This is a genomic window from Falsiroseomonas sp. HC035 (genome assembly GCF_050563525.1).
Lineage (GTDB): Bacteria > Pseudomonadota > Alphaproteobacteria > Acetobacterales > Acetobacteraceae > Falsiroseomonas.
This window is the reverse complement of the sequence record NZ_JBNXUN010000007.1, coordinates 204,579-230,405: the sequence shown is the minus strand read 5'-3', so window position 1 is coordinate 230,405 and position 25,827 is coordinate 204,579. Positions and strand designations below refer to the sequence as shown.

The window sequence follows — 25,827 nt, the reverse complement described above, 5'->3', positions numbered from 1 at the left end:
GGCGGCAATCATTTCCCGTGGCCTTGGCAGCCGCGCCAGGGGAAGGCAAGCGGCGTGCCGTCAGGTCAGCAGGTGACCGAAGCGGCGAGCCTTGGTCTCGAGGTAGCCGTCATTGACGCCATTGCCTTCGAACTGATGCGCCTCCCGCTGCTCCACGGTGATGCCGCAGGCGGCGAGGCCGGCCAGCTTGTCCGGGTTGTTGGTCAGCAGCCGCACCCGCTTCACGTCCAGCGCGCGCAGCATTTCCGCTGCCACCCAGAAATTCCGCTCATCGGCGCCGTAGCCAAGCGCGCGGTTGGCATCCAGCGTATCCAGGCCCTGGTCCTGCAGCGTGTAGGCGCGCAGCTTGTTCACCAGCCCGATGCCACGGCCTTCCTGCGCCAGGTAGACCAGCACGCCACCGGCCGGGTCGGCCGCCATGCGCTGGATGGCGCCGCGCAGCTGCGGGCCGCAATCGCAGCGCAGGCTGCCCAGCAGGTCGCCGGTGAAGCATTCCGAGTGGATGCGCACCAGCGGTACCAGGCCAGGCTGGGGGGCAACGCTGTCCACCAGGATGGCCAGGTGTTCGATACCGCCATCGGCGGCGCGGAAGGCGACGATCCGGGCTTCCGGCGCATCTTCCAGCGGCACGCGGGCCTCGGCCACGCGGGCCAGGCTGGCGGGCGCATCGACCGGATAGGCCAGCACGTCCGCGGCCGAGACGCTGAGCAGGTCGAGCCAGGCTCCGGTGGTTTCCGTGGCCGGCGCCACGACCAGCGCCGGCAGCAGCCGCGCCAGCTTGGCGAGCGCGATGGCCGTCAGCGCATGCGCCGGCATGGCGGTACGTTCCGGCTGTTCCGGCAGCAGGCGTTCTGCCGTCGGGTCGGCGAGGGAGCGCAGCGCGGCCGGGTCGAGCAGCGCGGGCGGCAGGCGCAGGGCGACGGCGCCCATCTCGGACGCGGTGCCGATGGCGGCCGCACCCAGCCCCTGCGGAACCGGGCGTTGCAGCACGGCGGCGGCTCGGACCGGGGCCAGCAGCAGCACCGCCGGCCCGCGCGCGGCATTGGACAGGTCGCCCAGGCCGCGGGCGGATACGGTTTCCGCGGCCGCCACCACAAGGGCGCCATCCGGGCCGGTGATCAGGACAGGGGTGCCACGCCGCAATTCGCTCGCGGCGCGGTGGACGGCACGCAGCGCCAGGACCCGGTGGTCGGGCAAGGCGGCATCGGTCGCGCCATCAGGGCGCTGGGAAGCGAGAGGGGCCATGGTTCCCGTGTGTTTCCGGCGTTCGGTGACGAAGCCATTGATAGTCTGGAATGTGGCGTGCCCATGGCGTTTGACAGGGGGCCTGCGGGAAGAAAACCGGGTCGTTCCGGAAGAACGTTCCGTGACGACGCGTCGGCACGGCCTCGACCGGGGTCGCGGTCGGCGCGGCAACTGGCCCGTTTCCCGGCGCGCGTGAAGTATCCTGACACGGATCTGGCGCCAGAAGGCTTGCTCCTCACGCAAATGATAAGGCACAATCAGTTGCGAAATCGGTCCGCCTCGTCATTAATTTCGATGTTGATGGCACGGAGACGTGAAACCGATCAGCTTCGGCCCCGTTGTCACGGTGCCTCACAGATACGGGAGCTACCATGGCCGGTCCACGCCCCATCCTCGTCGTGGACGACGACGAGGCCCTCCGGCAGACGCTGGCGGAACAATTGGCCCATGACGGAGAGTTCGTCGCGACCGAAGCAGGGACCGCCGCCGATGCGCTGGCAAGGCTGTCTGCCGAGGATTCGCGTTTCGACGCCATCGTCCTGGACATCGGCCTGCCGGATGGCGATGGCCGTGACCTCTGCGCCAAGTTGCGCAAGCAGGGCCTGCGGATGCCGATCCTGATGCTAACCGGCGCCGATGCCGAGCAGGATATTGTACGCGGTCTCGATTCCGGTGCCAACGACTACATCGCCAAGCCGTTCCGCGTCTCGGAGCTGATGGCTCGGCTGCGCGCACAGCTTCGGGTGTTCGATAACTCCGAGGACGCGGTTTTCAGCGTCGGGCCGTACACCTTCCGGCCCTCCGCCAAGCTGCTGCTGGATGCGGCGCGCAACCGCAAGATCCGGCTGACGGAAAAGGAAGCCGCGATCCTGAAGTACCTGTACCGCGCTGGCGGCCGGCCGGTTGGGCGGCAGATCCTGCTGAACGAGGTGTGGGGCTACAACAGCGCCGTCACCACGCACACGCTGGAGACCCACATCTACCGCCTGCGCCAGAAGATCGAGCCGGACCCCACCAATGCCCGGCTGCTGGTGACCGAAGGCGGCGGCTACCGACTCGACCCGTCCGCGGGCCGCGCCCAGGCCGCCTGAGGCCGGACTACAGCGACCCCGGCTTCAGCGACCCGGCTTCAGCGACCCCAGGGGTTGCGGCGCGGTGGCGCCGCGGCCCGCCTGCCGCCCGCCCACGGGCCGGACGGCCCCCCCGACCAGGGGCCGGACCCCGTGGCGGCCGGCATCGGTCGCATGCCGGGCCCGGAGACGGGCGGGCGCATGCCGCCGCCGCCCAGCGCCCGCAGCGCGGCGACGCGGTTTTCCGTCTTCGGGTGAGTCGAGAACAGCCCGTCCATCCGCAGGCCCGACAGCGGGTTGATGATGAACATATGGGCGGTGGCCGGATTGGCCTCCGCCGCCTGGTTCACCCTTCCCTGCTTATACCCTTCCAGCCGCATCAGCGCGCCGGCCAGGCCTTCCGGATCCCCGGCGATCTCGGCGCCGATGCGGTCCGCCTCGTATTCGCGGGACCGGCTGATCGCCATCTGCACCACCATCGCGGCCAGCGGCGCCAGCACCATCATCAGGATCGCCCCGATCGGGCCGAGCGGGTTCTGCCGCGTATCGCCGCGGCCGAACAGGAAGCCGAACTGCGCCAGCATGCCGATGGCGCCGGCGATGGTCGCCGTCATGGTCATGATCAGCGTGTCGCGATTCCTGATATGCGCCAGCTCATGCGCGATGACGCCCGCCACCTCGCGCTCCGGCATCATGTCCAGCAGGCCGGTATTCACCGCGACGGCGGCGCGCTCCGGGCTGCGGCCGGTGGCGAAGGCGTTGGGCTGGTCCTCATGGATGACGTACAGCGCCGGCATCGGCAGGCCGGCGCGATTGGCCAGCGCCTGGGTCATCTCGAACAACCGCGGCGCGTCGGCCGGGCCGATCGGCTGCGCGTTGTGCATGCGCAGCACCATCTTGTCGCTGTTCCACCAGGCGAAAAGGTTGGTGCCGCAGGCGAACAGGAAGGCGACGACCATGCCCTGCTGCCCGCCGATGACGTATCCGACGCCGACGAACAGGGCGGTCAGCCCCGCCAGCAGCACCGCCGTCCGCAGATACCCGTTCATTCCGCCGCGATCCTCCTGACCAATGATCGAATGCCTTGCGGCTGCGTTGATAACCCTCCTGCACAGCCGGAGGAGGCCCTACATGTGGGGCATGAGCAACACGAATCACCAGGGCGGGACGCCCGTCCCGCCGATCACATCGGCCCAGCAGGTGCCCCTGCCGCCCTCCGAACCCCCCGGCGTCCCGCCCGGCGTGCCGGAGCCCGATCCGGCGCCGATCCAGCCGCCGCCGGACCAGGAGCCGCCACTGCCCGGCGACAAGCCGCCGACGCCGATCGGCGATCCGCCGGCCGAGAAGCCCATGCGCATGGCGCTGCCGCCGGAGATCGGCGGGCCCAAGGGGCCGGAGCCGACGCGCTACGGCGACTGGGAGCAGAAAGGCCGCGTAACCGACTTCTGAGTGGTTGCGCGACTCGGGCGGCCCGGACGGAACACGCTTGTGGCTGCCCGCGCCGCCAGCCCCCAGGTCTTGTGGCGGAAGAACATCTTCGGCGAGTCAGCGATTCGTTCCGCCGACTCGGACCAACGCGTTGATTCGACGTGACGCGATCCGAGCCCCACTCTGCCTGATTCACCCTGCGTTCCAGAGCGGGGGCGAATCGGGAACCATGTTGGTGGCAACGCCGGTCAGCGCCGTCCGCGTGCCAGCCAGAAGCCGAGCCCCAGCAGCCCCGCGCCGGATAGCCCCATTGCCCATTCCGGCCCCACCGTACCTCGCCCCAGCGCCATCAGCGCCGGCCCGAGCGACTGGCCGAGGAAGAAGCTGAAGGTGTGGAGCGAGACGGCGCTGCCGCGCGCGCCGGGCGCCACCTCCGTCACTCGGGTCTGGATGGAACTGTGCATCATGTAGAAGCCAAGCCCGAGCGGCAGGCAGGCCGCCACCAGTATCCAGGCCGAGGGCGCCAGCGCCTGCGCCAGCATGCCCAGCGCTGCCAGCACGCCGCCGATGCGCATCATCCGCTTCTGGCCCAGGTACCGCACCATCCACCCCGCCAGCGCCGCGAAGACGAAGCCGCCGATCGCGAAGGCGGAGATTGCCAAGCCAGCCTCCGCCGCGCCGCCATGGCCACGCTCGACCAGGGTGGGCGCGATGAAGGGGAAGACGCCGAAGATCAGCGTGCCCTCGACGAAGACGCTGGCATACAGCACCCGCGCGGCGGACAGGCCGAGGATCTGCCGGTAGCGGCGCGCCGCCTCCGCCATGTCGAAGCGCCGACCGGGCGGCGGACGCGTGCCCTTCCGGTCGCGCAGCAGGGGTAGGCCGGCCAGGGCAATGGCGGCGCAGACCAGCGTCACGCCGCGCCAGCCGATATGCGGCTCCAGCAGCGCCGCCATCAGCCCGCCGCCGGCGCTGCCGGTGAGCCCCGCGACGAGCAGCCGGGACAGCGCCACCTGGCGGCGCTCGATCGGCACCTGGTCGCCGATGGCGGCGATGGCGAGCGGGAAGATGCCGCCCGCCGCGGCGCCGGCCAGCACCCGCAGCACGGTGAGGGAGGTGAGGCCCGGCGCCAGCGCCGCCACCGCCAGCGCCACCCATGGCGACCAGGCAGATGCGGATGACACGCCGCTTGCCCGCCGCATCGCCGAGCGGCCCCAGCACCGGCTGCACCAGCGCGTAGGGCAGGGCGAAGGCGGTGGACAGCAGCGCGATGGAGGCCGGCGAGGTCTGGAATTCGAGCGCCAGGACTCCGACCAGCGGGTCGAAGGCCCGCATCGCCACGACGGAGGCGAGGCAGGCGAGGCCAAGCACCAGGATCAACTGGCGCGTCTGCCCGGCCTCCCCAGACTGGTCCCCAGACTGGTCCCCAGACTGGGGTTTGGTGGAACGCGCGGGTGAGGGATCGGCCATGCCGGGGGATGCTGCGTTGCAAAACCGGCTGTTGCAACACCGCCGCCGGGTGCTGGCGCCGCGCCGCCATTTATGGCCAAGCTTCAGGGCCTCGCAGGATTCCCGCCCATGGGCTTGCCGTGAACCCGCCCTTCGCCATCGCCTTCCAGCCCATCGTCGATGTCGAGACCGGGATGACCCTGGCGCAGGAGGCGCTGGTGCGCGGTCCACAGGGCCAGTCCGCGCACAGCGTGCTGGCCGCGGTGCCGGAGGCGCAACGATATCTGTTCGACGCCGAGATCCGCCGTGGCGCGATGGCGGAGGCGCTGCGCCTCGGCCTGCCCGAGACCTCCGCCTCCCTCACCCTGAACATCTTTCCCGGCTGCATGGGAGACCCGTCCTGCTGCGCCTCCCGCACCGTGGCGGATGCCGAGGCAATGGGCTTCCCGACCGAGCGCCTGGTCTTCGAGATCAGCGAGATGGAACCCGTGGAGGACCCGCAGGCGCTCGCCGCGACGCTGGGCGCGCTGCAAAGGCGCGGTCTGCGTATCGCGCTCGACGATGTGGGCACCGGCCATGCCCGAATCCCGCTGCTGATGGTCTGGCGGCCGGATGGTGCCAAGATCGCGCGGGAGGTCGTGATGGGCCTGGACCAGGACCCGGCGCGGCTGGAACGGGTGCGCCAGACGCTGGAACAACTGCGCGCCTTCGGCATGGTGCCGGTGGTGGAGGGCATCGAGACGCCGGGTGAACTCGCGGCGCTGCGTGGCCTTGGCGTGCGGGCGATGCAGGGCTTCCTGTTCGCCCGCCCCGGCCTCGGCGTGCTGCCGGTGCCGGTGGTGCCGGGATAAGGGCGGCGCTACCGGATCCGGTTGTCCACCAGATCCTGCACCACCCCCGGATCCGCCAGCGTCGAGGTGTCCCCCAGCGCCTCCGTCTCGTTGGCCGCGATCTTGCGCAGGATGCGGCGCATGATCTTGCCCGATCGTGTCTTGGGCAGGCCCGGCGCCCACTGGATCGCATCCGGGGAGGCGATCGGGCCGATTTCCTTGCGGACCCAGGCCACCAATTCCTTGCGCAGCGCCTCGGTCGGCTCCTCGCCGGTCTTCAGCGTGACGTAGGCGTAGATGCCCTGGCCCTTGATGTCGTGCGGCATGCCGACCACGGCGGCCTCCGCCACCTTCGGATGCGCCACCAGCGCGCTTTCCACTTCCGCCGTGCCCATCCGGTGGCCGGCGACATTGATGACGTCGTCGACGCGACCGGTGATCCACCAATAGCCATCGGCATCCCGCCGGGCGCCGTCGCCGGTGAAGTACTTGCCGGGGAAGGTGGAGAAGTAGGTCTGCTGGAAGCGCTCATGGTCGCCATAGACCGTGCGCATCTGGCCCGGCCAGCTGTCCAGGATCACGAGGTTGCCCTCGGTCGCGCCCTCCAGCAGGTTGCCCTCATTGTCCACAAGCGCCGGCAGCACGCCGGGCAGCGGCAGGGTGGCGGAGCCCGGCTTCTGGGCGATGGCGCCCGGCAGCGGGCTGATCAGGATGCCGCCGGTTTCCGTCTGCCACCAGGTATCCACCACCGGGCAGCGCTCATCGCCGACATTGCGGTAGTACCAGAGCCAGGCTTCGGGATTGATCGGCTCGCCGACGCTGCCCAGGATGCGCAACGAGGCACGGGAGGTTTTCTTCACCGGCGCCTCGCCGTCCCGCATCAGGGCGCGGATGGCGGTGGGCGCGGTGTAGAAGATGTTGACCTGGTGCTTGTCCACCACCTCCCAGAACCGCGACACGGTGGGGTAGTTCGGCACGCCCTCGAACATCAGGGTGGTGGCGCCGTTCGCGAGGGGGCCATAGACGATGTAGGTGTGGCCGGTGACCCAGCCGACATCGGCGGTGCACCAGTAGATCTCGCCGTCACGGTAGTCGAAGACGTTCTGGTGGGTGAAGGACGCCCAGACCATGTAGCCGCCGGTGGTGTGCAGCACGCCCTTTGGCTTGCCGGTGCTGCCGCTGGTGTAGAGGATGAACAGCGGGTCCTCCGCCCCCATCGGCTCCGGCGCCGCATCGCGCGCCTGGCCATCGCAGGCCTCCGACCACCAATGGTCGCGGCCGTCCTGCATCGCAACGGTGCCGCCGGTGTTCCGCGCGACGATGACGTGGCGGATGGAGGGGCAGGTCTTCAGCGCCTCGTCCGCATTGGCCTTCAGCGGTACCTTGCGGCCGCCGCGCCGTCCCTCATCGGCGGTGATCAGCATCGTGCATTCCGAATCCTGGATGCGGGATGCCAGGCTGTCCGGCGAGAAGCCGCCGAAGACGATGGAATGCACCGCGCCGATGCGGGCGCAGGCCAGCATGGCGACCGCGGCCTCCACGATCATCGGCAGGTAGATGCAGACCCGGTCGCCCTTGGCGACGCCCAGGCCGCGCATGGCATTGGCCAGCTGGCAGACCCGCGCATGCAGTTCGCGATAGGTGACCTTGGCATCGCTGCTGGGGTCATCCCCCTCCCAGATGATCGCCACCTGGTCGCCGCGCGTCGCCAGGTGCCGGTCGAGGCAGGAGACGGAGGCGTTGAGCACCCCGTCCTCGAACCACTTGATCGAGACCTGGCCGGATGAGGCACCGAAATCGGTGTTCTTGATGATCGTCGGCGCCCGCATCCAGGCGATGCGGGCCTGCGCCTCGCGCGCCCAGAAGGCATCGGGGTCGCGCGCTGCGGCCTCGAACATCGCCTGGTAGCCGGCGGCATCGACATGGGCCCGGGAAGCGATCTCGGGCTTCACGGCGATCAAGGTGGTTTCGGTCATGCGTGTCCCCCAGCTCGTCACGTCTCGTTCCGGCGTGCTGGCCGGTTGATAGAGCATGAATGGGGCACGCGGCCATGAGATGCGTCAACCGGCGCTCTGGCGGCGTGTTGCTGTTCAGCGCGCCGCCAGAGCGGGGTTGCTCAGCGCGTGTGATCCTGACACCCGCGCCCGCCCAAGGCGGGCGCGCGGCGAGCGGCGAGCGGCGCGCGCCCGGCGCCTCAGGGTCCGGGAATCAGCTTCCGGCCGTGATGCCGCGTTCCTGCGCGATGCTGGCGAAGGTCGCGATGGTCTGGTCGAATTGGCTGGCGAAGGCGGCGGGATCGAGGCCGGAGGGCGCGAAGCCCAGCCCGTCCAGCACCTGCCGCACCGCCGGGTCCGCGATCGCCACCCGCACCGCCTGATGCAGCCGGTTGACGATCGGCGAAGGGGTGCCAGCAGGGGCGAACAGCCCGATCCAGGTATCCTGCACGAAGCCGGGCGCGATGGTCTCGGCGGCGGTCGGCACCTCCGGCAGGCTGGCCGGCCGCGTCGCACTGGTCACCACCAGCGGCACCAGCAGCCCGTCCCGCGCCTGCGGCACGCCAGCCGAGAAGGTGACCACGCCGACATCGATGTTGCCGGCCATCAGGTCCTGCAGCACCGGTCCACCGCCGCGATAGGGCACGTATTCCACCCGCAAGCCGCCGGCCGCCCGCAGCATCAACTCGCTGGTCAGGTGCTGCGATGCGCCGATGCCCGGCACGCCGACATTCAGCCCCCCCGGCCGTGCGCGCGCCGCGGCAGCGAAATCCTGCACGGACTTCAGGCCGGACCGCGGATGGGTGAAGAAGCCCTGCGCCGCCGTGATCGCCTGGGTCACGGGCGTGAAGGCGTGGCGGAGCGAAGGCGTGCCGGGCACCGGCAGCGCCTCGGTCGCCGCGAAGGTGTCGTTGGCCAGCAACAGGCTATAGCCGTCCGCCGCCGCGCGTGCCGCGGCCTGGCCGCCGATGCGGCCGGAGGCGCCACCCAGGTTCTCGATGACGACCGGCTGGCCGAGGTCCAGGCTCAGCGCCTGCTGCATCGCCCGCCCCAGTACGCCGACGGCGCCGCCCGGCGGCCAGGGCACGATCAGCCGGATCGGGCGGTCCGGATAGGGCGCTTGCGCGTGCAAGGATTGGGGCGTCGCGGCAAGGCCGAGCGAAGCGAGCAGGAGGTTGCGGCGGGCGAGGGGCATGATCGATCTCCACGGTCGCCGGACGTCGCGATGCGCCCGGATTTGGAAGATTTATCCCCCAATCCAGCCGAATTGGTCAAACAAGAGAAAATTTTGCCAGGCTGGAGGTGAGACGTGCGCCTTTCGACCATGGATGCGGCGTGGGCCGCCATGCCGTCGTCCCGGCGAGCGCGCAGCCTTGATGAGAACCTTAATTGCCGGCGGATCGACCGGCTGCGTAGCGTTCCGCCCGGACCGGCGGAACCGCCGGCAATCCGGGAGAGAAACAGCATGAAGACGCTCTCGCGCCGCGGCCTGTTCGGGGTCGCCTGCCTTGCCTGCGGCGGCGGCCACATGGGCCTCACCGCCACCCCCGTCCAAGCCCAACAGCGCTGGTCACCACCTGAGGCCGCGCAGCGCTGCCCCAGCCGATGGGGTCCGAACGACCGTCGCGGCTCGATGAACCTGCAGACGCCGGAGCGTGCCCAGGCGGCGGCGCGGCTGATCCGCACCGGGCAGATGGTGGAACTCGGCCATGTGCTGGCGCCGACCATGCCGTTCTTCGGCACCCGGCGCTTCGACCTGCACACCAAGCGCACCTTCATGAACCCGGAGCCGAACCGCCGCGGCTCGAACGAGGAGATCGTCATCACCGAGATCGGCCAGGTCGGCACCCAGCTCGATGCCTTCCCGCACCAGACCATCGGCGACCAGGTCTACAACTGCGTCGACCTGCCCTCGATCAGCGGCCGGTCCGGCTTCACCGAGATGGGCGTGCACACCATCGGCACGGTGATGACCCGCGGCGTGCTGATCGACGTGGCGGGCGCGAAGGGCGTGCCGGTGCTGGGCGACGACTACGAGATCACGGTGGCGGACCTGGAACAGGCGCTGTCCCGCCAGAACATGCAGATCGCGGAGGGGGATGCCGTCATCATCCACACCGGCTGGGGCACGCTGTGGGGGCGGGACAATGCGCGCTACGTGCGTAGCTGCCCGGGCATCGGCGTCGCGGCGGCGGAATGGATCATCCAGCGCAACCCGATCCTGATGGGCTCGGACAATTGGCCGGTGGAATGCGCGCCGTCGAAGACCATGCCCGACGCCTCCCTGCCCGTGCACCAGCTGGCGCTGGTGGCGCATGGCGTGCACCTGCTGGAGAACATGAAGCTGGATGAGATGGCGCGGCGGCCGGAACGCGAATTCGCCTTCGTCATGCAGCCGCTGAAGGTCCAGGGCGGCAGCGGCAGCACCGTGGCGCCGACCGCGATGCTTTAAGCCCGCTCCCCTAGGGGGGCGGAGAATTGGGTGAGGGGGACCGTGCCGCCTACAGCCCGGCCTTCGCCGGCACCACCACCCGCCCCTCGCCATCCACCCGGGCGGGCACCGCCTCCAGGTGCTCCCCATAGCAGGGGCCGGAGGTGCACAGCCCGTCCTCGATCCGGAAGCGCGCGCCATGTGCCGAACAGACGATGGCGCTGCGCTTCGCATCCAGGAAGCGGTGCGGCGCCGGGTCCAGCGGCAGGCCGACATGCGGGCAGGAATTCACATAGACGAAGGCCTGCCCGCCGCGGCGCACCGCGAACAGCCCGGTGAAGGCGCCGGCGGCCGGGGCGAAGCCGCGGCTTTCGCCATCGGGAATTTCCTCCAGCCGGCACAACACCCGCTCATCCGCCGCGACCTCACTCATCCGTCAGTCCCAGCCTGGCATGCCATTCGGCGATGCTTTCCTTCGGGTATTCGTCGTGCCGCCGGTCCCGCTTCGCGAAGCAGGGCTCCACCCAGCCGGGCTTCGAGCCCAGCATAAGGTGGGTGTGCTCCGGCGGCACCGGCAATTCACTGTCGATGGCGGAGGCGAAGGGGTGCACCAACTCCGGCCAGCGCGGGTCGAACAGCCACAGCGCGCTGCCGCATTCGGCGCAGAAATGCCGCTGGCCGGGGCTCTTGCGGGACCGCTGGCCCGGCTCCCGCATCACCGCCCGGTACACCTTCAGGTGCTTCGCGCCGCGCACCTTCAGGGTTGCCGCATCGCCGGACAGGTTGATGGCGAAGCCGCCGCCACCCTGGGTCTTGCGGCAGATGGAACAGTAGCAGCGCTGGTAGGGATAGGGGTGCGCACTCTCCACCCGGAACCCAACCTTTCCGCAGTGGCAGGATCCTTCCAGCCGCATCGCGCTACTCCTTCGGGGCCTTCCAGCCGCCCAGCCTGCACAGCTTCTTCCAATGCTCGGCCGAGACCGGCATCACCGAAAGCCGCGACATCCGCACCAAAGCAAGCTCGGAGAAGTCGGGATCCGCCTTGATCTCGGCGAGCGTCACCGGCTTCGGCAGCGGCGAGACCGCCTTCATGTCGACGCAGACCCACTCGCCCTTGGTGCCCGGCTCGACGCTCGGGTCCGGATAGGCTTCGCGGGCCACCTCCACCACGCCGACGATCTCCTTGCCGATGTTGGAGTGGTAGAAGAAGGCGAGGTCGCCCTTTTTCATGGCGACCAGGTTCGCCTTGGCCATGTGGTTGCGCACGCCGGTCCAGGGCTCCGTGCCGTTCGCCACCTGCTGATCCCAGGAGAAGGCATCGGGCTCCGACTTCACCAGCCAGTAGTGGCGTGCGCGGACTACCATTGGCGGTCCCTGCAACCTGCGCCCGCCAAAGGCGGGCGAGCGGCCGAACGGCCGCCGCCGCCGCTGCGGCGCAGCCAAGCGCAGCGCCGGCGCCTGAGGAAGGATCGGCCACGATCCGCAGGATGAGCCATTACACCTGCGCCCCGTCCTTGAAGACGGTGCGGAAGGGGCGGACGGTGACGGTCTCGAACAGGCCGGCCTTGGCGTAGGGGTCACCGGCCGCGAAGGCCTCGGCGGCAGCCTGGTCGGCGGCCTCCACCACCAGCAGGCTGCCGCAGGGCTTGCCTTCGCCGTCCAGCACCGGGCCGACCAGCACGAAGTTCGCCATGTGCTCCTGCAGGTAGGCCAGGTGCGTCGGCCGGGTCGCCATGCGCAGCTCCAGGGAGCCCGGCTTGTCGGTGCAGGAGATGGCGAAGATCATGGTGTTTCGTCCCTATCGAGGTCGCGTCGCGGAGAAAGGGACGTAACGCTCCTGGTCACCGGCTTCAATCCGGCGCGAAGGACCCCTAGTGTAGGGACGTGGACGCCAGACCGATAACGCCCGCCACGCCGGGCTCCCCCGCAAGCCCTGCGCCCCCCAGCGCGCGGAGCCTGCACCGCTTCGCCAATCCCGGCCGCTTCCTGCGGCTGAGCGGGCGGCTGATGCCGTGGCTCTGGGCGTTGGCGCTCGGCGTCACGGCCTTTGGCACCGCCTGGGCCTTGTTCTACGCACCGGCCGACTGGCAGCAGGGCGAGACGGTGCGGATCATGTATGTGCATGTCCCGATGGCCTGGCTGGCCATGGGCGGCTACCTCGGCCTCGGCATCCTGTCGCTGATGTCGCTGATCTGGCGGCACCCGCTGGCCGACCTCACGGCGCGGGAGCTTTCGCCGGTCGGCGCCGCCGTCACCGCGCTGTGCCTGGCGACCGGCAGCCTGTGGGGCAAGCCGATGTGGGGCACCTGGTGGGTCTGGGATGCGCGGCTGACCAGCGTGCTGGTGCTGTTCTTCCTGTGGCTCGGCCACGCCGCGCTGGTGCGCGCCTTCGACGAGACGGAACGCGGCGCGCGCGCCGGTGCCATCCTGGCGCTGGTCGGGCTGGTGAACCTGCCGGTGGTGAAGTTCTCGGTCGACTGGTGGAACACCCTGCACCAGCCGGCCAGCGTCACCCGCCTGAATGCGCCGGGCATGCATGTGGACATGCTGTACCCGCTGCTGGTCTGCGCCCTGGGCTTCTCCCTGCTGTTCGGCGCCGTGGTGCTGGCGCGGACCCGGAGCGCGGTTATGGAACGCCGCATCCGGGCGCTGGAAACCGCCCGGGCGCGGCGTGCGGAAGTTGCGGCATGACAACGCATTGGGTCCATATTTCGGTAAGCTGGGCCGGCACGCTGGCGGTCTTCGCGGCGCTGGCCATCTCCGCCGTGCTGCGCCAGCGCCAGGCCGTGGCGAAACTGAAAAGGCTCGACCCCCGGGGTGAGAGGAACCCATGACGCGCAAGCGCCGCCGCCTCTGGATTCTCGTGCTGTGCGGAGTTGGCGTGGGCAGTGCCACGGCGCTGACCCTGACCGCGTTCCAGGACAACATCGTCTTCTTCCGCTCGCCCTCCGATATCGTTGCGGAGCGACCGGCGCCAGAGCGATCCTTCCGCCTTGGCGGGCTGGTCGAGGCCGGCAGCGTGACGCGGGAGGAAACCGCCTCCGGCGCCCGGCCCACCGTGCATTTCCGGGTGACCGATGGCGCCCATACCGTACCCGTCACCTACCAGGGCGTGTTGCCGGACCTGTTCCGGGAAGGCCAGGGCGTGGTCACCGCCGGCCGCTTCGGCCTTGATGGCACCTTCCGCGCCACGGAAGTCCTGGCGCGCCATGACGAGACCTACATGCCGCCCGAGGTCGCTGATGCGCTGAAGCGCGCCGGCCAGTGGCAACCCGCGCAGGGCGCACCGCCGCCGCCTGCCACCTGGAACACGCTCAACCCCACACAGCCGGCGGCTGTAACTCGGAACACCGGCGGATGATCGCGGAAGTCGGCCATTTCGCCCTGGTCCTGGCGCTGATCCTGGCGCTGGCGCAGTCCACCCTGCCGCTGCTGGGCGCGGAGATGCGCGACGGGCGGATGATGGCGACGGGGGCGCCGCTGGCGCTCGGGCAATGCCTTGCCATCGTCGCGGCCTTCGGCTGCCTGATGTATTCCTACGCCATCAACGACACCAGCGTCGTCAACGTCGTGCAGAACAGCCATTCGGCCAAACCGATGCTGTACAAGCTGACCGGCACCTGGGGGAACCATGAGGGCTCGCTGGTCCTCTGGATCATGATCCTGGGCATCTGCGGCGCGGCGGTTTCCGCCTTCGGCCGCGAATTGCCGACGGCGCTGCGGGCGCGGGTGCTCGGCGTGCTCGGGCTGATCTCGGTCGGCTTCCTCATCTTCACCATCCGCACCTCCAATCCCTTCGATCGGATGTGGCCGCCGGCCCCCGATGGTCAGGGCCTGAACCCGATCCTGCAGGATATCGGCCTGGCGCTGCACCCGCCGCTGCTCTACCTCGGCTATGTCGGCTACGCCGTCACCTTCGCTTTCGCCATCGCCGCGCTGATCGAGGGCCGGGTGGATGCCGCCTGGGGTCGCTGGGTGCGCCCGTGGTCGCTGGCCGCCTGGTCCTTCCTGACCATGGGCATCGCGCTGGGGTCCTGGTGGGCCTATTACGAACTCGGCTGGGGCGGCTACTGGTTCTGGGACCCGGTCGAGAATGCCAGCCTGCTGCCCTGGCTGATCGGCACCGCCCTGCTGCATTCCGCCATCGTGGTCGAGAAGCGGGAGGCGCTGAAGACCTGGACCATCCTGCTGGCGATCATCGCCTTTGGCATGTCCCTCCTCGGCACCTTCCTGGTGCGCTCGGGCGTGCTGAACAGCGTGCATTCCTTCGCCAACGACCCGGAGCGCGGGCTGTTCATCCTCGGCCTGCTGATGTTCTACCTGGCCGGCGCCTTCCTGCTGTTCGCCTTCCGCGCGCGGGCGATGATCCCGACCGGCATCTTCGCGCCGGTGTCGCGCGAAGGCGCCATCGTGCTGAACAACCTGCTGATCTGTTCCATCACCGCCGTCGTCTTCGTCGGCACGCTGTGGCCGCTGTTCGCGGATGCGCTGTTCGGCAGCAAGGTCTCCGTCGGGCCGCCCTTCTTCAATTCGGCCAGCTTCCCGCTGGTGGTGCCGCTGCTGCTGGCGATGGCGGCGGGGCCGCTGATGCCGTGGAAGCGGGCGCAGTTTGTCCCGATCGTGATGAAGCTGTGGTGGGTCGCCGTCATCGGCTTCGCGGCCTTCTTCGTGGCGCTGCTGGCGTCCGGCCAGCGCGTGCTGCCGGCGGTGGGCTTCGCCTTCGCCGCCTGGGTGGTGGGCGCCGCCTTCGCCGACATCGCGGACCGCACCGCGCTGTTCCGCACCAACCCGCGCAACGCCTGGAACCGCGCGCGGGGCCTGCCGCGCGCCGCCTGGGGGGCGGCCATCGCCCATGCCGGCATCGGCATCACCGCTGCCGGCATCGCCGGCATGGGGCTGGCGCAGGAACGGCTGGTGGCGCTGTCGCCGGGCGAATCCACCACGCTCGCCGGCTATGAGTGGCGCCTGGACGCGGTGCGGGACGAGGTCGGCCCCAACTGGACGGCGCGCCGCGCCACCATCACCGTGCTGCGTGACGGCCGGCAACTGCACGTCATGACGCCGGCCCGGCGCCATTTCCCGCTGGCCAGCCAGCACACCACCGAAGTTGCCATCCGCACCAACCTGATGGCCGACCTCTATGCGGTGATCGGGGAGGAGGAGGCGGCGACTGGCAAGGCCGTGATCCGCGTGCACTTCAACCTGCTGGCGCCCTGGATCTGGCTCGGCGCCGCCATCATGGCGCTGGGCGCCGCGCTCTCGCTGGCCGATCGCCGTGTCCGCGTCTCCGCGCCCAATCGCGCCGCGGTGCGCGGCCAGCCGAAGCCGGCGTGAGAGGAAGGGCATGACACCGACCTCGCGCCGCCTGCTGCTTGGCCTGCCCTTCGCCGCCGCGGCGGTGGGCGGCATCGGCTTCTACACGGCGCTGCAACGCCAGCGGACGGGCGCCTACAACCCGCGCGGCGTGCCCTCGGCCCTGATCGGCCAGAAGCCGCCCGAGTTCAGCCTGCCGGCGCTGCCCGAGAGCGGCGTCGAGGCGTTCGGGTCCGCCGATCTGGCGAACCTGCCCGGCCCGGCGCTGGTGAATTTCTGGGCGAGCTGGTGCGTGCCCTGCATCATCGAGCATCCGCAGCTGATGAAGCTGTCCCGCGAAGGCATGCCCATCTACGGCATTGCCTACAAGGACAAGCCCGCCGACAGCCTCCAGTTCATCCGTCGCCACGGCAACCCGTTCGGACGGCTGGCGCAGGACGCGCCGGGCCGCGTCGCGATCGACTGGGGCGTCTATGGCGTGCCGGAAAGCTACCTGCTGGACCGCCAGGGCATCATCCGCTGGCGCTATGCCGGGCCGATCACGGAGGAGGTGCTGAACCTCGATCTCCGTGTGCTGATGCGCAGGTATTCATGACAGACCCTCAGACGCCGGGCGCCTGCTCCGCAGGCTTGGCTTCGCGCCCTGCACTGGTGCGCCCTGCTGGGCGGATGGTCTGGGCGCGGCGCGCCTTCGCGCGCTCGGCCCGCTTCGCGGTCCGCCTTCTGGTGCTGGTCTTCCTCGCAACCCCCGCCCTGGCCGTCACCAGCCCCGCCGACATGCTGCCCGACGCCGCGCAGGAAGAACGCGCCCGAGCGCTGGGCCGCGAGATCCGCTGCATGGTCTGCCAGAACCAGTCGATCGAGGACAGCGAGGTCAGCCTCGCCCGCGACCTGCGCCTGATCGTCCGCGAGCGCATCACCGCCGGTGACTCCAATGCGGAGGTGAAGGACTTCCTGCACGCCCGCTACGGCGACTTCGTGCTGCTGCGGCCGCCCTTCGCCTGGAACACGCTGATCCTGTGGGCGACCCCCTTCGTCGCCCTGCTGCTCGGCTTCGGCCTGATCCTGATGGCCCGCCGTACCACCGCGCAGATCCCGCCGCCCCCGCCGCTGAGCGCGGAGGAACAGCGCCGGTTGGCGCAGCTTGAATCACAGGATGGAAACAGGGCGTGATCTGGCTTCTGCTTGGTGGCGTCGCGGCGCTCGCCCTGGCGCCGCTGGCCTGGGCGCTGCTGCGCCCCGCCCGCCTGCGCGGCCGCAGCGAGGCCGACCTGGCGCTGTACCGCGCGCAGCTGGCGGAACTCGACCGGGAGCTTGAGACCGGCCGCCTGGACGCCGCCCAGCATCAGGCCGCGCGCCTGGAGGTGCAGCGCCGCATCCTGGCCGCTCCGGCGGAGGACGCCGCCGAGGACAGGTCCGGCCGCACCCCCGGCCTGCTCGGCGCGTTGGTCTTCCTGCTACCGGCCGCGGCGATCGGCCTGTACATGACGCGCGGCACGCCGGACATGCCCGCCGCCCCCTTCGCCGCGCGGCAGGAGCAGATGGCGACCGAGGACCGGATGCTGGAGATGCTGCGCGCCCGCGTCGCCATGCTGGACCCGGCGACCGATACTGCCCGGCAAGGCCAGATCCTGCTCGGCAACGCCGAACGCTCCCGCGGCCGCCTCGCCGAGGCCGCCGCCGCCTACCGCGCCGCCCTCGACTCACGCTTCGAGGTAGAGTTGGCCGGCGACCTCGCCGAACTCGAGATCGAGCGTGGCGAGGTGGAGGCCGCCGCCGCGCTCATCGCCCGCGCGCTGGGGTCCGCACCGCGCGAGCCGCGGCTGCGCTTCCTCGCCGGCCTCGCCGAGGCGCGAGCCGGCCGCGCCGACAATGCCCGCCGCACCTGGCAGGCGCTGCTGGCGGACGCCGGGCCGGAAGCGCCCTGGCGCCCGGTTGTGGAGCGGCAGCTCCAGGCGCTGCCTTGATAGGACTTCAAGCGCCAGCGCCGCTCCGAGGCTTGGCTTGCGTGGCATGAGCCGCGGGCCGCATTCGCGGCCTCAGCCGCCAAAGGCGGCTGCAGGTTGCTTCAAGTGCTGGGTGGTTTGCCCCGCCCGCCGCGCCCGCCACAGCAGCCAGGACACGATGACGACGTTCATCGCGTTCCAGGCCATGCCGTTCAGGAAGGCGACGGCGTAGCTGCCAGTCCAGTCGAAGATCACGCCGGACAGCCACCCGCCCAGCGCCATGCCCAGCAGCGTCGCCATCAGCACCACGCCAACCCGCGTGCCGGCCTGCCGCGCCGGGAAGTACTCGCGCACGATCACCGCGTAGCTCGGCACGATGCCGCCCTGGAACAGGCCGAACAGCGCCGAGATCAGGTACAGCGACACCAGGCTGTCGAAGAACAGGTAGAAGGCCAGCGCCACCGCCTGCAGCACGGAGCCCAGCAGCAGCGTCGCCAGCCCGCCGATGCGGTCCACGATCAGCCCCGACACGATGCGGGAGACGATGCCGCAGGCAAGCATGAGGGACAGCATCTCCGTCCCCCGCGCAACGCCGTAGCCGAGGTCGGCGCAGTAGGCGACGATATGCACCTGCGGCATCGCCATGGCGACGCAGCAGCCGAGGCCCGCGACGCACAGCAGCAGGGTCAGCGTATTGGAATCCATTCCGAGCGGCCGCGCCGCCACCGGCGCCGGCGCGCCGACCGCCCGCGGCGCCACCGGCGGCAGGGCGGGGGGGCGGCGGCGCAGCAGCAGCGACAGCGGCAGCATGGTCACCAGCAGCACGCCGCCCACCACGAGATGCGCCACGCGCCAACCCTGCGCCGAGATCAGCGCCTGCAGGATCGGCGGCCAGACCGTGCCGGCCAGGTAGTTGCCGGAGGCCGCCAGCGCCACCGCGATGCCGCGCCGCCGGCGGAACCACAGCGAGGCATCCGCCAGCAGCGGCCCGAAGGCGGCGGAGGAGCCGAGCGCCCCGATCAGCACGCCCTGCGCCAGGGCGAAGGCCAACAGGCTGGGCGCCATCGCTGCCAACACGTAGCCCAGCGTCAGCATCACCGTGCCCATCAGCACCGGCACCATCACCCCGAAGCGGTCCGCCAGCCGGCCCATCAGGATGCCGCCGGTGGCGAAGCCCAGCATGGTCAGGGTGTAGGGAAGCGAGGCTTCGCCGCGCGTCGCGCCGAATTCCGCCTGGACGTAGGGCAGCGCCACCACCACGGACCACATCCCGGCCCCCCCAAGCGTCGCCAGCCCGACCAGCGCCGCCAGCCGGATCCAGGCCTGCCTGCCGTCCGGAACGGCATCGGATGTCATGCGTCCGGCCCGAAGGTGACGAAATCCGCCAGCTTTGCGCGTTCGGTCACCAGCGCGTTGGTGGGCTCCGCCTTATCCTCGAAGCCGAGCGACATGCCGCAAACCATCACTTGGTCGTCACGCAGGCCGAGCACCCGGCGCACCACGACGTGGTGGTCGCAGAACGCCGCCTGCGGGCAGGTGTCGAGGCCGAGGCCGCGCGCCGCCAGCATGATGGATTGCAGGAACATGCCGAAATCGAGCCAGGAACCCTGTTCCAGGTCGCGGTCGATGGTGAAGAACAGCCCCACGGGGGCTCCGAAGAAGTCGAAGTTGCGGGCGCGCTGGGCGTTGCCCGCCGCCACGTCGCCGCGCGCCACCCCGGCCAGTTCGTACAGCCCGAAGCCCACCTTGCGGCGCCGCGCCTGGTAGGGCTCCCGCCATCTGCGCGGATAGTACTCATACTCGCGCGGCACCGCGGCACCGGCCTCATGCGCCGCCAGCAGTTCCGCCGAAAGCCGCGCCTTCTCCGCGCCCTGGGTCACCCGGACATGCCAGGGCTGGATGTTGGACCCCGACGGCGCGCGGGACGCCGCGGCCAGGATGCGCTCGATCACCGGGCGCGGCACCGGGTCCGGCCGGAAGCCGCGGATGCTGCGGCGGGTCGCCAGCGCCTCGAACACATCCATGGTTTGGCGTCGTCCTCCGGTTCGGCCGCATCCTGTCGCGCCGCGGTTCGGGGTGCAACGCAACGGGGCGCATCGCAACGGGGCGCAACGCGGTATGGTGGGCAAGCCGCGTGCATGGTGGGCAGGAAATTCAGCTTCCGGTTGGGGTTGGGGTGGGGCAGGATGCGCGGCGATGCGCCCGAACCGCCCCGTCCTGCTGGCCGCCGCCCTGGCGATGCCCGGCCTCGCCGCCGCCCAGGCGCCGGATGCCGGGCCGGTGGGTGGCGCCGTCGTCGCCGGGCAGGCCAGCATCACCCGCACGCCCGGCCGCACCCAGGTCCTGCAGGGCAGTGATCGCGCCATCCTGGAATGGCAGCGCTTCGATGTTGGCGCCAACCACCAGGTGGATATCCGCCAGCCCGGCGCCGGGTCCTGGTCGCTGAACCGGGTGGTGGGCGGCGACCCCTCCGCCATCGCCGGGCGCGTCACCTCCAATGGTGGCGTCGCGCTGGTGAACCCGGCCGGCGTGCTGTTCCACCAGGGCGCCCAGGTGGACGTAGCGGCGCTGATCGCCACCACCGCGGACATCACCAACCAGAATTTCGTCAATGGCCGCATGGTCTTCGACGGTGCGCCGCGGCCCGGTGCGCGGGTGGAGAATCAGGGCTCCATCACCGTGGCGGACCAGGGGCTGGCCGCACTGGTCGGGCCGGTCGTGGCCAATTCGGGCAGCATCCGCGCGCGCCTTGGCCGCGTCGCCCTGGCGGGTGGGGAGGCCTTCGCCCTCGACCTCGCCGGCGATGGGCTGCTGGCGCTGGACGTGACGCGACAGGTCAGCGCCGCACCCTCCGGCGCCACGACGCTGGTGACCCAATCCGGCACCATCAGTGCCGAGGGCGGCAGCGTGCTGCTGACCGCCCGCGCGGCCTCCGGCGTGCTGGAAACCCTGGTCAGCTCGGGTGGCACCACCACCGCCGCGCAGGTGGCGCTGCGGGCGGAGGGCGGCGGCCTCCGCCTCGATGGCCTGTTGCGCGCCCCGGTGGTGGAGGCGACCGCCAGCGGCACGGTCCGCCTCGCCCCCGGCGCAGTGGTGGAGGCGCCGGGCGGCCATGTCACGCTCGGCGCCGGCACCGAAAGCCGCATCGGCCAGCCGCGCCGCCTCGCCGGCCGGACCGTGGTGGAACGCGGCGCCACGGTGCGGGCGGCGGGCGGCACGGTCATCGTCCATGCCGCGCAGCACACCACCATGTCCGGCAGCCTCGTCGCGGACCGGATCGAGGTCTCGTCCCGCGGCGGCCTGGCGCTGGATGGCGCGATGCAGGCGCGGGAGGTGCTGGTGGACCCGGTCGACCTGCGCATCGTCGGCAGCCTGTCCGGCGCCGGTGAGCCCGCCGAGATCACCGCCGCCAGCATCGGCGCCACCACCGGCGCGCTGACCTTGCAGGCCGAACGCGCGATCCGTGTGGAGGCCGCGGTCAGCAAGCCGACCGGCCCGCTGACGCTGGAGACCACCGGCGCCGCCGCCACAGACGCCGCGACCGCCGGCATCACCATCCTGCGCGGCATGACCATCGCCGGCGACCTGGTGCTGCGCTCGGCCGGGGATATCGTGCAGTCGGCCAGCGGCGCGAACCTGAACCTCGGCACGCTGGAGGCGCGCAGCACCGGCGGGTCGGTGCGGCTGGGGGCTGCGAACAACACGATCCGCGCCCTGGCCGGCGGCGGGGCGGCAGGGCATTACGGCGTGACCAGCCGCTTGGCGATGAGCGTGGATTCCGCCCTCGCCGCCACCGACATCCGGCTGGAGACGCCGCAGACCCTGGCGCTGTTCGCCCCGGTCACCGCCACCGGCACGCTGGACCTGTTCGCCCTGCGCGGGGTTACCCAGCAGGCCAGCGGTGCCGGCGTCTCGACCGGAACGCTGCGGCTGGATGCGGCGCTGGGCGCGATGTCGCTCGACGGCGCCGGCAACCGCGTGGTGCGACTGGGCGACAGCTTCGTGCCGCGCGGCCTGTCCCTGGTGAACCAGGGCAGCCTGGAGCTGGTCGGCGGCATCAATGCCGGGCTGGCCTCGCTGCGCCTGTCGGGCGGCGACCTGACGCAATTGGCCACCTCGCGGCTCAATGTCGAAACGCTGCAGGTGGTGGTGCCGGATGGGGCTGTGCGGCTGGATGCGCCGCTGAACGGGATCGCCGGGATCCATGGCATCGCTGGCGACACGCTGCTGGTGGCGACGCAGGGTCCGCTGCGCTTGGCCGCGCCGCTGTCGGCACCGGAGGTCGCGCTGCGCGCCGCCGGCGGCATCACCCAGGACCAGGGTGCGCGGCTGACGGCCTTGGCGCTGAGCCTTGAGACCGATGGAGCCGCCACGCTGGCCGATGCGCGGAATGCGGTGGCGCGCCTTGGCACGATCCGCGCCGATGGCGGCTTCACCCTGGCCACCTCCGGCGCGCTGGACGTGCCGGGCCGCGTCGAGGCGCCGGGTGTCACGCTGCGCGCGGGTGGCGCGCTGACGGCGGATGGCGCCATCGTCGCGGACCGGGTCGCGTTGACCGGCGGCTCCGTGCGGGTCGCTGGCGCGGGCCACCGCTTCGGCGTGCTTGGCACGGGTGGCGCCACCGGGGATTTCAGCCTGGCCATCGATGCGCCGCTGCGGCTGGACGGCGCGCTTGCAGCTGGCGGCGCGCTGGCGCTGGAGGCCGCGGGCCTTGCGCTGGAAGCGCCGCTCGCCGCCGCCACGGCGCGCCTGCGCGCCACCGCCGGCGACCTCAGCCAGACCGCGGCCGCGCCGATCACCGCCGCCGGCCTGGTGGCGCAGGCGCCGTCCGGCGCGGTGCGGCTGGATGCGGCGTTGAACCGGGTGGGCAGCCTGGGCGGGCAGGCGCTGGGCGGCTTCGGCTGGCGCGGCGCGGGCGACCTGGGGCTGGCGGGGATCGAGGCGGCGCAGCTTTCCCTGGTCCAGGCGGGCAGCCTGGTGCAGGCGCCCGGCGCGGCGCCGCTGCTGGCCGATATCGTCTCGGTCCAGGCCGGCGGCCTTGTCGACCTGCGGGCCGCCGGCAACCGCATCCCGGAACTTGGCGCCATCGCCACGCCGGGCCGGTTCTTCCTGGCCACCACCGGCGCGCTGCGTCTGGGTGCGCCTGTGATGGTGGCGGAGGCCGATCTCGCGGCGCCGCTCGGCATCACGCAATCCCCCGGGGCCGCGCTGCAAGCCGGGCTGCTCCGCGCCAGCGCCACCGAAGGCTCGGTGCTGCTGGAGGAAGCTCGCAACGCCGTTTCCCGAATCGGGGCCGGCCAGGCGGAGGGCGAGATCCGCCTGACCGCCGGCGGCGCGCTGTCCATCGAAGGTCCGGTCGTGGCCGGTGGCACACTGGCGCTGCAGGTGGCCCAGGATATCAGCCAGTCCGCCAACGGCGCGGGGCTGGCGGCACCGCTGCTGCTGGTGCGGTCGCTGGCCGGCAACGTGTTGTTGGACGGTGCCGGCAACCTGATTGCGGCGTTGGGTGCCAGCGGCGCGGCGGGCGAATTCTCGCTGGCCCAGGAAGGGGCCGCGGCGCTGTCGCTCGTCGGCCTGGTCACCGCGCCCAGCCTGCGCTTCCGCACGCAATCCGGGCTGGATGATGGCGCCGGCGGCGGGTTGCGCGGGGCCATGCTGCGGCTGGACACGGCCGGGCCGGTGCGGCTGGACGCGGCCGGGCGGCATGGGATTGGCGCCATCGGCGGCAGCGCCGGCGCGCTGTCCCTGGCGCAGGAGGGCGGGCTGCTGGTGGCGGAGGCGCTGGACGCGCCGGGGCTGCTGGCTATCTCGGCCGCCTCGCTCGGTCTCCTGGCGCCGGTCTCGGCCGGGACGGCGGAACTGGCGGCGATGGTGGGCGACATCGGCCAGACCCTGCGCGGCGCCGGCCTCTCGGCCGGGATGCTGCGGGCCGAGGCGGCCGCGGGCAGCGTGCTGCTGGATGGCCAGGGCAACCGCGTGGCGGCGCTCGGCCCCGGCGGCGCGGCGGTGGCCTTCGCCGTGGCGCAGGAGGGTGAGGCGGTGCTGCGGCTGACCGGACCGCTGGCGGCGCCGACCATCTTCCTGCGCGCCGAGGTGGGCATCCGGAACGAGGCCGGCGGCAGCCTCGCCGCCGGGCTGCTGCAACTGGACACGCCGGGCGCGGTACGGATCGATGCGGCGCAGGCGGTCGAACGCCTGGGCGGCCGGGTCGGCTCGCTGAGCCTGGACAGTATCGGCCCGTTGCGGCTGGAACGGTTGGAGGCGGCCGGCGCGCTGGACCTGTCCGCCGCCGCCCTGCACCTGACGGCTCCCGTGGCGGCGGGCTCCGCGGTGCTGGTGGCGCGCAGCGGCGACATCACCCAGGGCGCCGTCGAGGCGAAGCTGACGGTGGGCCCGGCCGGGCTGCACCTGTCCGCTGCCGGTCAGGTGGCGCTGGACGCTGCGGGCAACGCGGTCGCACGGCTGTCCGGCGGGGCGGCGGCCGGGGCGCTGAGCCTCGCCACCGGCGGAGACCTGACGCTCGCCGGTGCCATATCCGGCGCCGACCTGGTACTGCGCGCCGGCGGGGCCATGCGGCTGGATGGCGCGGCGTTGCAGGCCGAGCGCGGCGTGCTGCTCGCGGCGCCGGGCGGCTTCACCGCGGGTGCCGCCAGCCGGCTGCTGGCGCGGGATGCGGCGGCGCTGCCTGTGCTGATCCTGGACAGCCGGCAGGGTGGGCTGGCGGCGCTGCCGGCGGGGCTGCTGGCCGATGTGCCCGGCCTGGCGCCGGCGCGGCAGGCGACCCAGCTGGCCGATTTTGGCCCGGCGCGCGCGCTGCCGGGGGGTGCGGCGGTGCTCGACCTCGATGCCGGCGCCGCGCCAGTGTTCCTGCTGCTGGACAACGCACCGACGCTCGGGGTGCTCGAGGCCGGGCGGCTCGGCCTGCTCGGCCAGGGCGGGTCGGCCTTCATCCTCGGCGTGCTCGGCGGCCAGGGCGGGGAGGCGGCGGCGCGTGCCGTGGCGGTGGCGGCGCCGGGCGGCAACTACCTGTTCAACAACTGCGTCATGTCCGCGGCGACATGCAGCGGGACACCGGAGGCCCCGCCCGTCGAGCCGCCCGTGGTTCCGCCAGTGGAGCCACCAGTGGAGCCACCAGTGGAGCCGCCCATCCTGACCCCGGTCGCGCCACCCATCCAGCCGGCAGTGCCGCCGGTCGCCGGGCCATCGCGCCCCGTCATCCTGCCCGCCACCGCGACGGCGCCCCGGCTGGACCTGCACGACCGACATCCCGGCGCGCCGGGCCCCTTCCTGCTGCGGATGCCGGAGGACGACGACGCCTATTGTTCGCCGAACAGCCCCTCCGCCAGGCCGCGCAGCAGCCCGGCGCCTTCCGCCAGCCCCTCCAGCCGCAACGGGCTTCCGGCCGCATTGCCGAGCGGCCCCCCCGGCGGGCCGGCCAGCGTGCCACGATCCTGCACCAGCTCGGCCGCGGAAACGCGTCCGTCGCCGTCGTAGTCCAGGCTTTCCACCAGCACCCGCGCCGCCAGCAGCCCGGCCAACCCGCCGGCCCCGACGGCGGCCGAGAGCAGGTCCGGCGTCGCACCTTCCCGCACCGCGGCAAGCCAGGCCGCGCCGCGCGCCAGTCGCGCCAGTTCGGCGGAGGAAAGCCGGCCATCGCCGCTGACATCCGCCTGCGCGACGATGGCGGCGGCACAGGCGGATGCGGTGGCGCCCGACCCCGAGGCCGCGGGCCCGCAGGCGGCTTCCATGTGCTCCAGCGCGCCGAGGAAGGCCGCGCCCTCCCCGTGCAGCGCGGCCAGTGCCAGGGGCGGAGTGGCGCAGCGGCGCCAGGATTCGGGCTCCACCTCACCGGGCAGGCGGTCGTCGCGGGTCTTCGGGTCCGGCTCGGCGGTCTCCAGCGTGGCACCCACGGCACGCAGCAGCAGCCGCGGTGCCTCCGCCCCGCCGGCAGTGCCGAGAGTCCAACCACCCAGCCGGCGCGTGCCGCGGAAGCGGAACAGCTGGGCCGGTTCCTCCGCATCGAGGCGCGCGACGCTGCGCGCGGTGACGACCAGCACGGCGGTGGGGTCGGTGCATTCGCCGGCGAACCAGGCGCCACGCAGCGGCTGCGGGATGCCTTGT

At 71.8% G+C, this 25,827-nt stretch carries 22 protein-coding genes and 1 pseudogene; 12 read left to right on the top strand and 11 right to left on the bottom strand.

Annotation, left to right across the window (positions count from 1 at the left end; all coding sequences use genetic code 11):
- Positions 1-60 precede the first annotated feature (60 nt).
- Positions 61-1,197 (bottom strand): GTP cyclohydrolase II RibA, encoded by a 1,137-nt coding sequence (ribA, locus tag ACLF3G_RS17085; RefSeq protein WP_430670604.1) that lies wholly within the window; start codon positions 1,195-1,197, stop codon positions 61-63.
- A gap of 419 nt (positions 1,198-1,616) precedes the next feature.
- Here ribA and ACLF3G_RS17080 point away from each other — a divergent pair, with 419 nt between their 5' ends.
- Positions 1,617-2,336 carry a response regulator transcription factor gene (locus ACLF3G_RS17080; protein ID WP_430670603.1) on the top strand — a complete coding sequence of 240 codons (720 nt, stop codon included), beginning with the start codon at positions 1,617-1,619 and terminating at the stop codon, positions 2,334-2,336.
- Positions 2,337-2,374: 38 nt separating this feature from the next.
- Here the strand turns inward: ACLF3G_RS17080 and htpX are convergent, their stop codons facing one another.
- Complete coding sequence (htpX, locus tag ACLF3G_RS17075; protein ID WP_430670602.1) at positions 2,375-3,364, bottom strand: zinc metalloprotease HtpX; 990 nt, start codon at positions 3,362-3,364, stop codon at positions 2,375-2,377.
- Positions 3,365-3,638: 274 nt separating this feature from the next.
- Between htpX and ACLF3G_RS17070 the strand changes: the two genes are divergently transcribed.
- On the top strand, positions 3,639-3,764 hold the full coding sequence (locus ACLF3G_RS17070; RefSeq protein ID WP_430670634.1) for a DUF1674 domain-containing protein: 126 nt from the start codon (positions 3,639-3,641) through the stop codon (positions 3,762-3,764).
- Positions 3,765-3,991: 227 nt separating this feature from the next.
- On the opposite strand, the pseudogene ACLF3G_RS17065 reads toward ACLF3G_RS17070, so the two are convergent.
- Positions 3,992-5,078, bottom strand: a pseudogene (locus ACLF3G_RS17065) (MFS transporter).
- A gap of 254 nt (positions 5,079-5,332) precedes the next feature.
- Here ACLF3G_RS17065 and ACLF3G_RS17060 point away from each other — a divergent pair.
- Positions 5,333-6,043, top strand: coding sequence for an EAL domain-containing protein (locus ACLF3G_RS17060; protein ID WP_430670601.1), 711 nt, complete (start codon positions 5,333-5,335; stop codon positions 6,041-6,043).
- Positions 6,044-6,051: 8 nt separating this feature from the next.
- Here the strand turns inward: ACLF3G_RS17060 and acs are convergent, their stop codons facing one another.
- Entirely contained in the window at positions 6,052-7,998 is a 1,947-nt protein-coding gene (gene acs, locus ACLF3G_RS17055) for an acetate--CoA ligase (RefSeq protein WP_430670600.1), read from the bottom strand.
- A 232-nt stretch (positions 7,999-8,230) separates the two neighbouring features.
- Positions 8,231-9,211, bottom strand: a complete 981-nt coding sequence (locus tag ACLF3G_RS17050) for a Bug family tripartite tricarboxylate transporter substrate binding protein (RefSeq protein ID WP_430670599.1) — start codon at positions 9,209-9,211, stop codon at positions 8,231-8,233.
- 270 nt (positions 9,212-9,481) lie between these two features.
- Here ACLF3G_RS17050 and ACLF3G_RS17045 point away from each other — a divergent pair, with 270 nt between their 5' ends.
- The gene (locus ACLF3G_RS17045; protein WP_430670598.1) at positions 9,482-10,468 is read left to right on the top strand and encodes a cyclase family protein; all 987 of its coding nucleotides are present in this window, start codon (positions 9,482-9,484) and stop codon (positions 10,466-10,468) included.
- A 49-nt stretch (positions 10,469-10,517) separates the two neighbouring features.
- Here ACLF3G_RS17045 and ACLF3G_RS17040 read toward each other — a convergent pair whose 3' ends face one another.
- The 4 genes from ACLF3G_RS17040 to ACLF3G_RS17025 all read right to left on the bottom strand — a co-directional run bounded on the left by ACLF3G_RS17040 (position 10,518) and on the right by ACLF3G_RS17025 (position 12,233).
- Entirely contained in the window at positions 10,518-10,880 is a 363-nt protein-coding gene (locus tag ACLF3G_RS17040) for a Rieske (2Fe-2S) protein (RefSeq protein ID WP_430670597.1), read from the bottom strand.
- On the bottom strand, positions 10,873-11,361 hold the full coding sequence (locus ACLF3G_RS17035; protein WP_430670596.1) for a GFA family protein: 489 nt from the start codon (positions 11,359-11,361) through the stop codon (positions 10,873-10,875). Before ACLF3G_RS17035 ends, ACLF3G_RS17040 begins: the two co-directional genes overlap by 8 nt.
- A gap of 4 nt (positions 11,362-11,365) precedes the next feature.
- Positions 11,366-11,812, bottom strand: a complete 447-nt coding sequence (locus ACLF3G_RS17030; protein WP_430670595.1) for an EVE domain-containing protein — start codon at positions 11,810-11,812, stop codon at positions 11,366-11,368.
- Between the two features lie 130 nt (positions 11,813-11,942).
- Entirely contained in the window at positions 11,943-12,233 is a 291-nt protein-coding gene (locus tag ACLF3G_RS17025; protein WP_430670594.1) for a YciI family protein, read from the bottom strand.
- A 113-nt stretch (positions 12,234-12,346) separates the two neighbouring features.
- On the opposite strand from ACLF3G_RS17025, the gene ACLF3G_RS17020 reads away from it, so the two are divergent.
- From ACLF3G_RS17020 to ccmI, 7 genes are read left to right on the top strand one after another with little or no spacing between them, the layout of a single operon-like run.
- Complete coding sequence (locus tag ACLF3G_RS17020; RefSeq protein WP_430670633.1) at positions 12,347-13,138, top strand: heme ABC transporter permease; 792 nt, start codon at positions 12,347-12,349, stop codon at positions 13,136-13,138.
- Positions 13,135-13,281: a heme exporter protein CcmD gene (ccmD, locus tag ACLF3G_RS17015; RefSeq protein WP_430670593.1), complete on the top strand. Its 147-nt coding sequence runs from the start codon at positions 13,135-13,137 to the stop codon at positions 13,279-13,281. The genes ACLF3G_RS17020 and ccmD overlap by 4 nt, the downstream gene beginning before the upstream one ends.
- A complete protein-coding gene (ccmE, locus tag ACLF3G_RS17010; RefSeq protein WP_430670592.1) occupies positions 13,278-13,808 on the top strand; it encodes a cytochrome c maturation protein CcmE in 531 nt (176 codons plus the stop codon). Before ccmD ends, ccmE begins: the two co-directional genes overlap by 4 nt.
- Positions 13,805-15,781 carry a heme lyase CcmF/NrfE family subunit gene (locus ACLF3G_RS17005; protein WP_430670591.1) on the top strand — a complete coding sequence of 659 codons (1,977 nt, stop codon included), beginning with the start codon at positions 13,805-13,807 and terminating at the stop codon, positions 15,779-15,781. The genes ccmE and ACLF3G_RS17005 overlap by 4 nt, the downstream gene beginning before the upstream one ends.
- A gap of 10 nt (positions 15,782-15,791) precedes the next feature.
- Positions 15,792-16,355 (top strand): DsbE family thiol:disulfide interchange protein, encoded by a 564-nt coding sequence (locus ACLF3G_RS17000; protein ID WP_430670590.1) that lies wholly within the window; start codon positions 15,792-15,794, stop codon positions 16,353-16,355.
- Positions 16,352-16,933 (top strand): cytochrome c-type biogenesis protein, encoded by a 582-nt coding sequence (locus ACLF3G_RS16995; RefSeq protein ID WP_430670589.1) that lies wholly within the window; start codon positions 16,352-16,354, stop codon positions 16,931-16,933. The genes ACLF3G_RS17000 and ACLF3G_RS16995 overlap by 4 nt, the downstream gene beginning before the upstream one ends.
- On the top strand, positions 16,930-17,727 hold the full coding sequence (ccmI, locus tag ACLF3G_RS16990; RefSeq protein WP_430670588.1) for a c-type cytochrome biogenesis protein CcmI: 798 nt from the start codon (positions 16,930-16,932) through the stop codon (positions 17,725-17,727). The genes ACLF3G_RS16995 and ccmI overlap by 4 nt, the downstream gene beginning before the upstream one ends.
- 72 nt (positions 17,728-17,799) lie before the next feature.
- Here ccmI and ACLF3G_RS16985 read toward each other — a convergent pair whose 3' ends face one another.
- Both ACLF3G_RS16985 and ACLF3G_RS16980 read right to left on the bottom strand, forming a co-directional pair.
- Complete coding sequence (locus ACLF3G_RS16985) at positions 17,800-19,062, bottom strand: MFS transporter (RefSeq protein ID WP_430670587.1); 1,263 nt, start codon at positions 19,060-19,062, stop codon at positions 17,800-17,802.
- Complete coding sequence (locus tag ACLF3G_RS16980) at positions 19,059-19,730, bottom strand: nitroreductase (protein WP_430670586.1); 672 nt, start codon at positions 19,728-19,730, stop codon at positions 19,059-19,061. Before ACLF3G_RS16980 ends, ACLF3G_RS16985 begins: the two co-directional genes overlap by 4 nt.
- Positions 19,731-19,902: 172 nt before the next feature.
- On the opposite strand from ACLF3G_RS16980, the gene ACLF3G_RS16975 reads away from it, so the two are divergent.
- Positions 19,903-25,200: a filamentous hemagglutinin N-terminal domain-containing protein gene (locus ACLF3G_RS16975; protein ID WP_430670585.1), complete on the top strand. Its 5,298-nt coding sequence runs from the start codon at positions 19,903-19,905 to the stop codon at positions 25,198-25,200.
- Positions 25,201-25,827 lie beyond the last annotated feature (627 nt).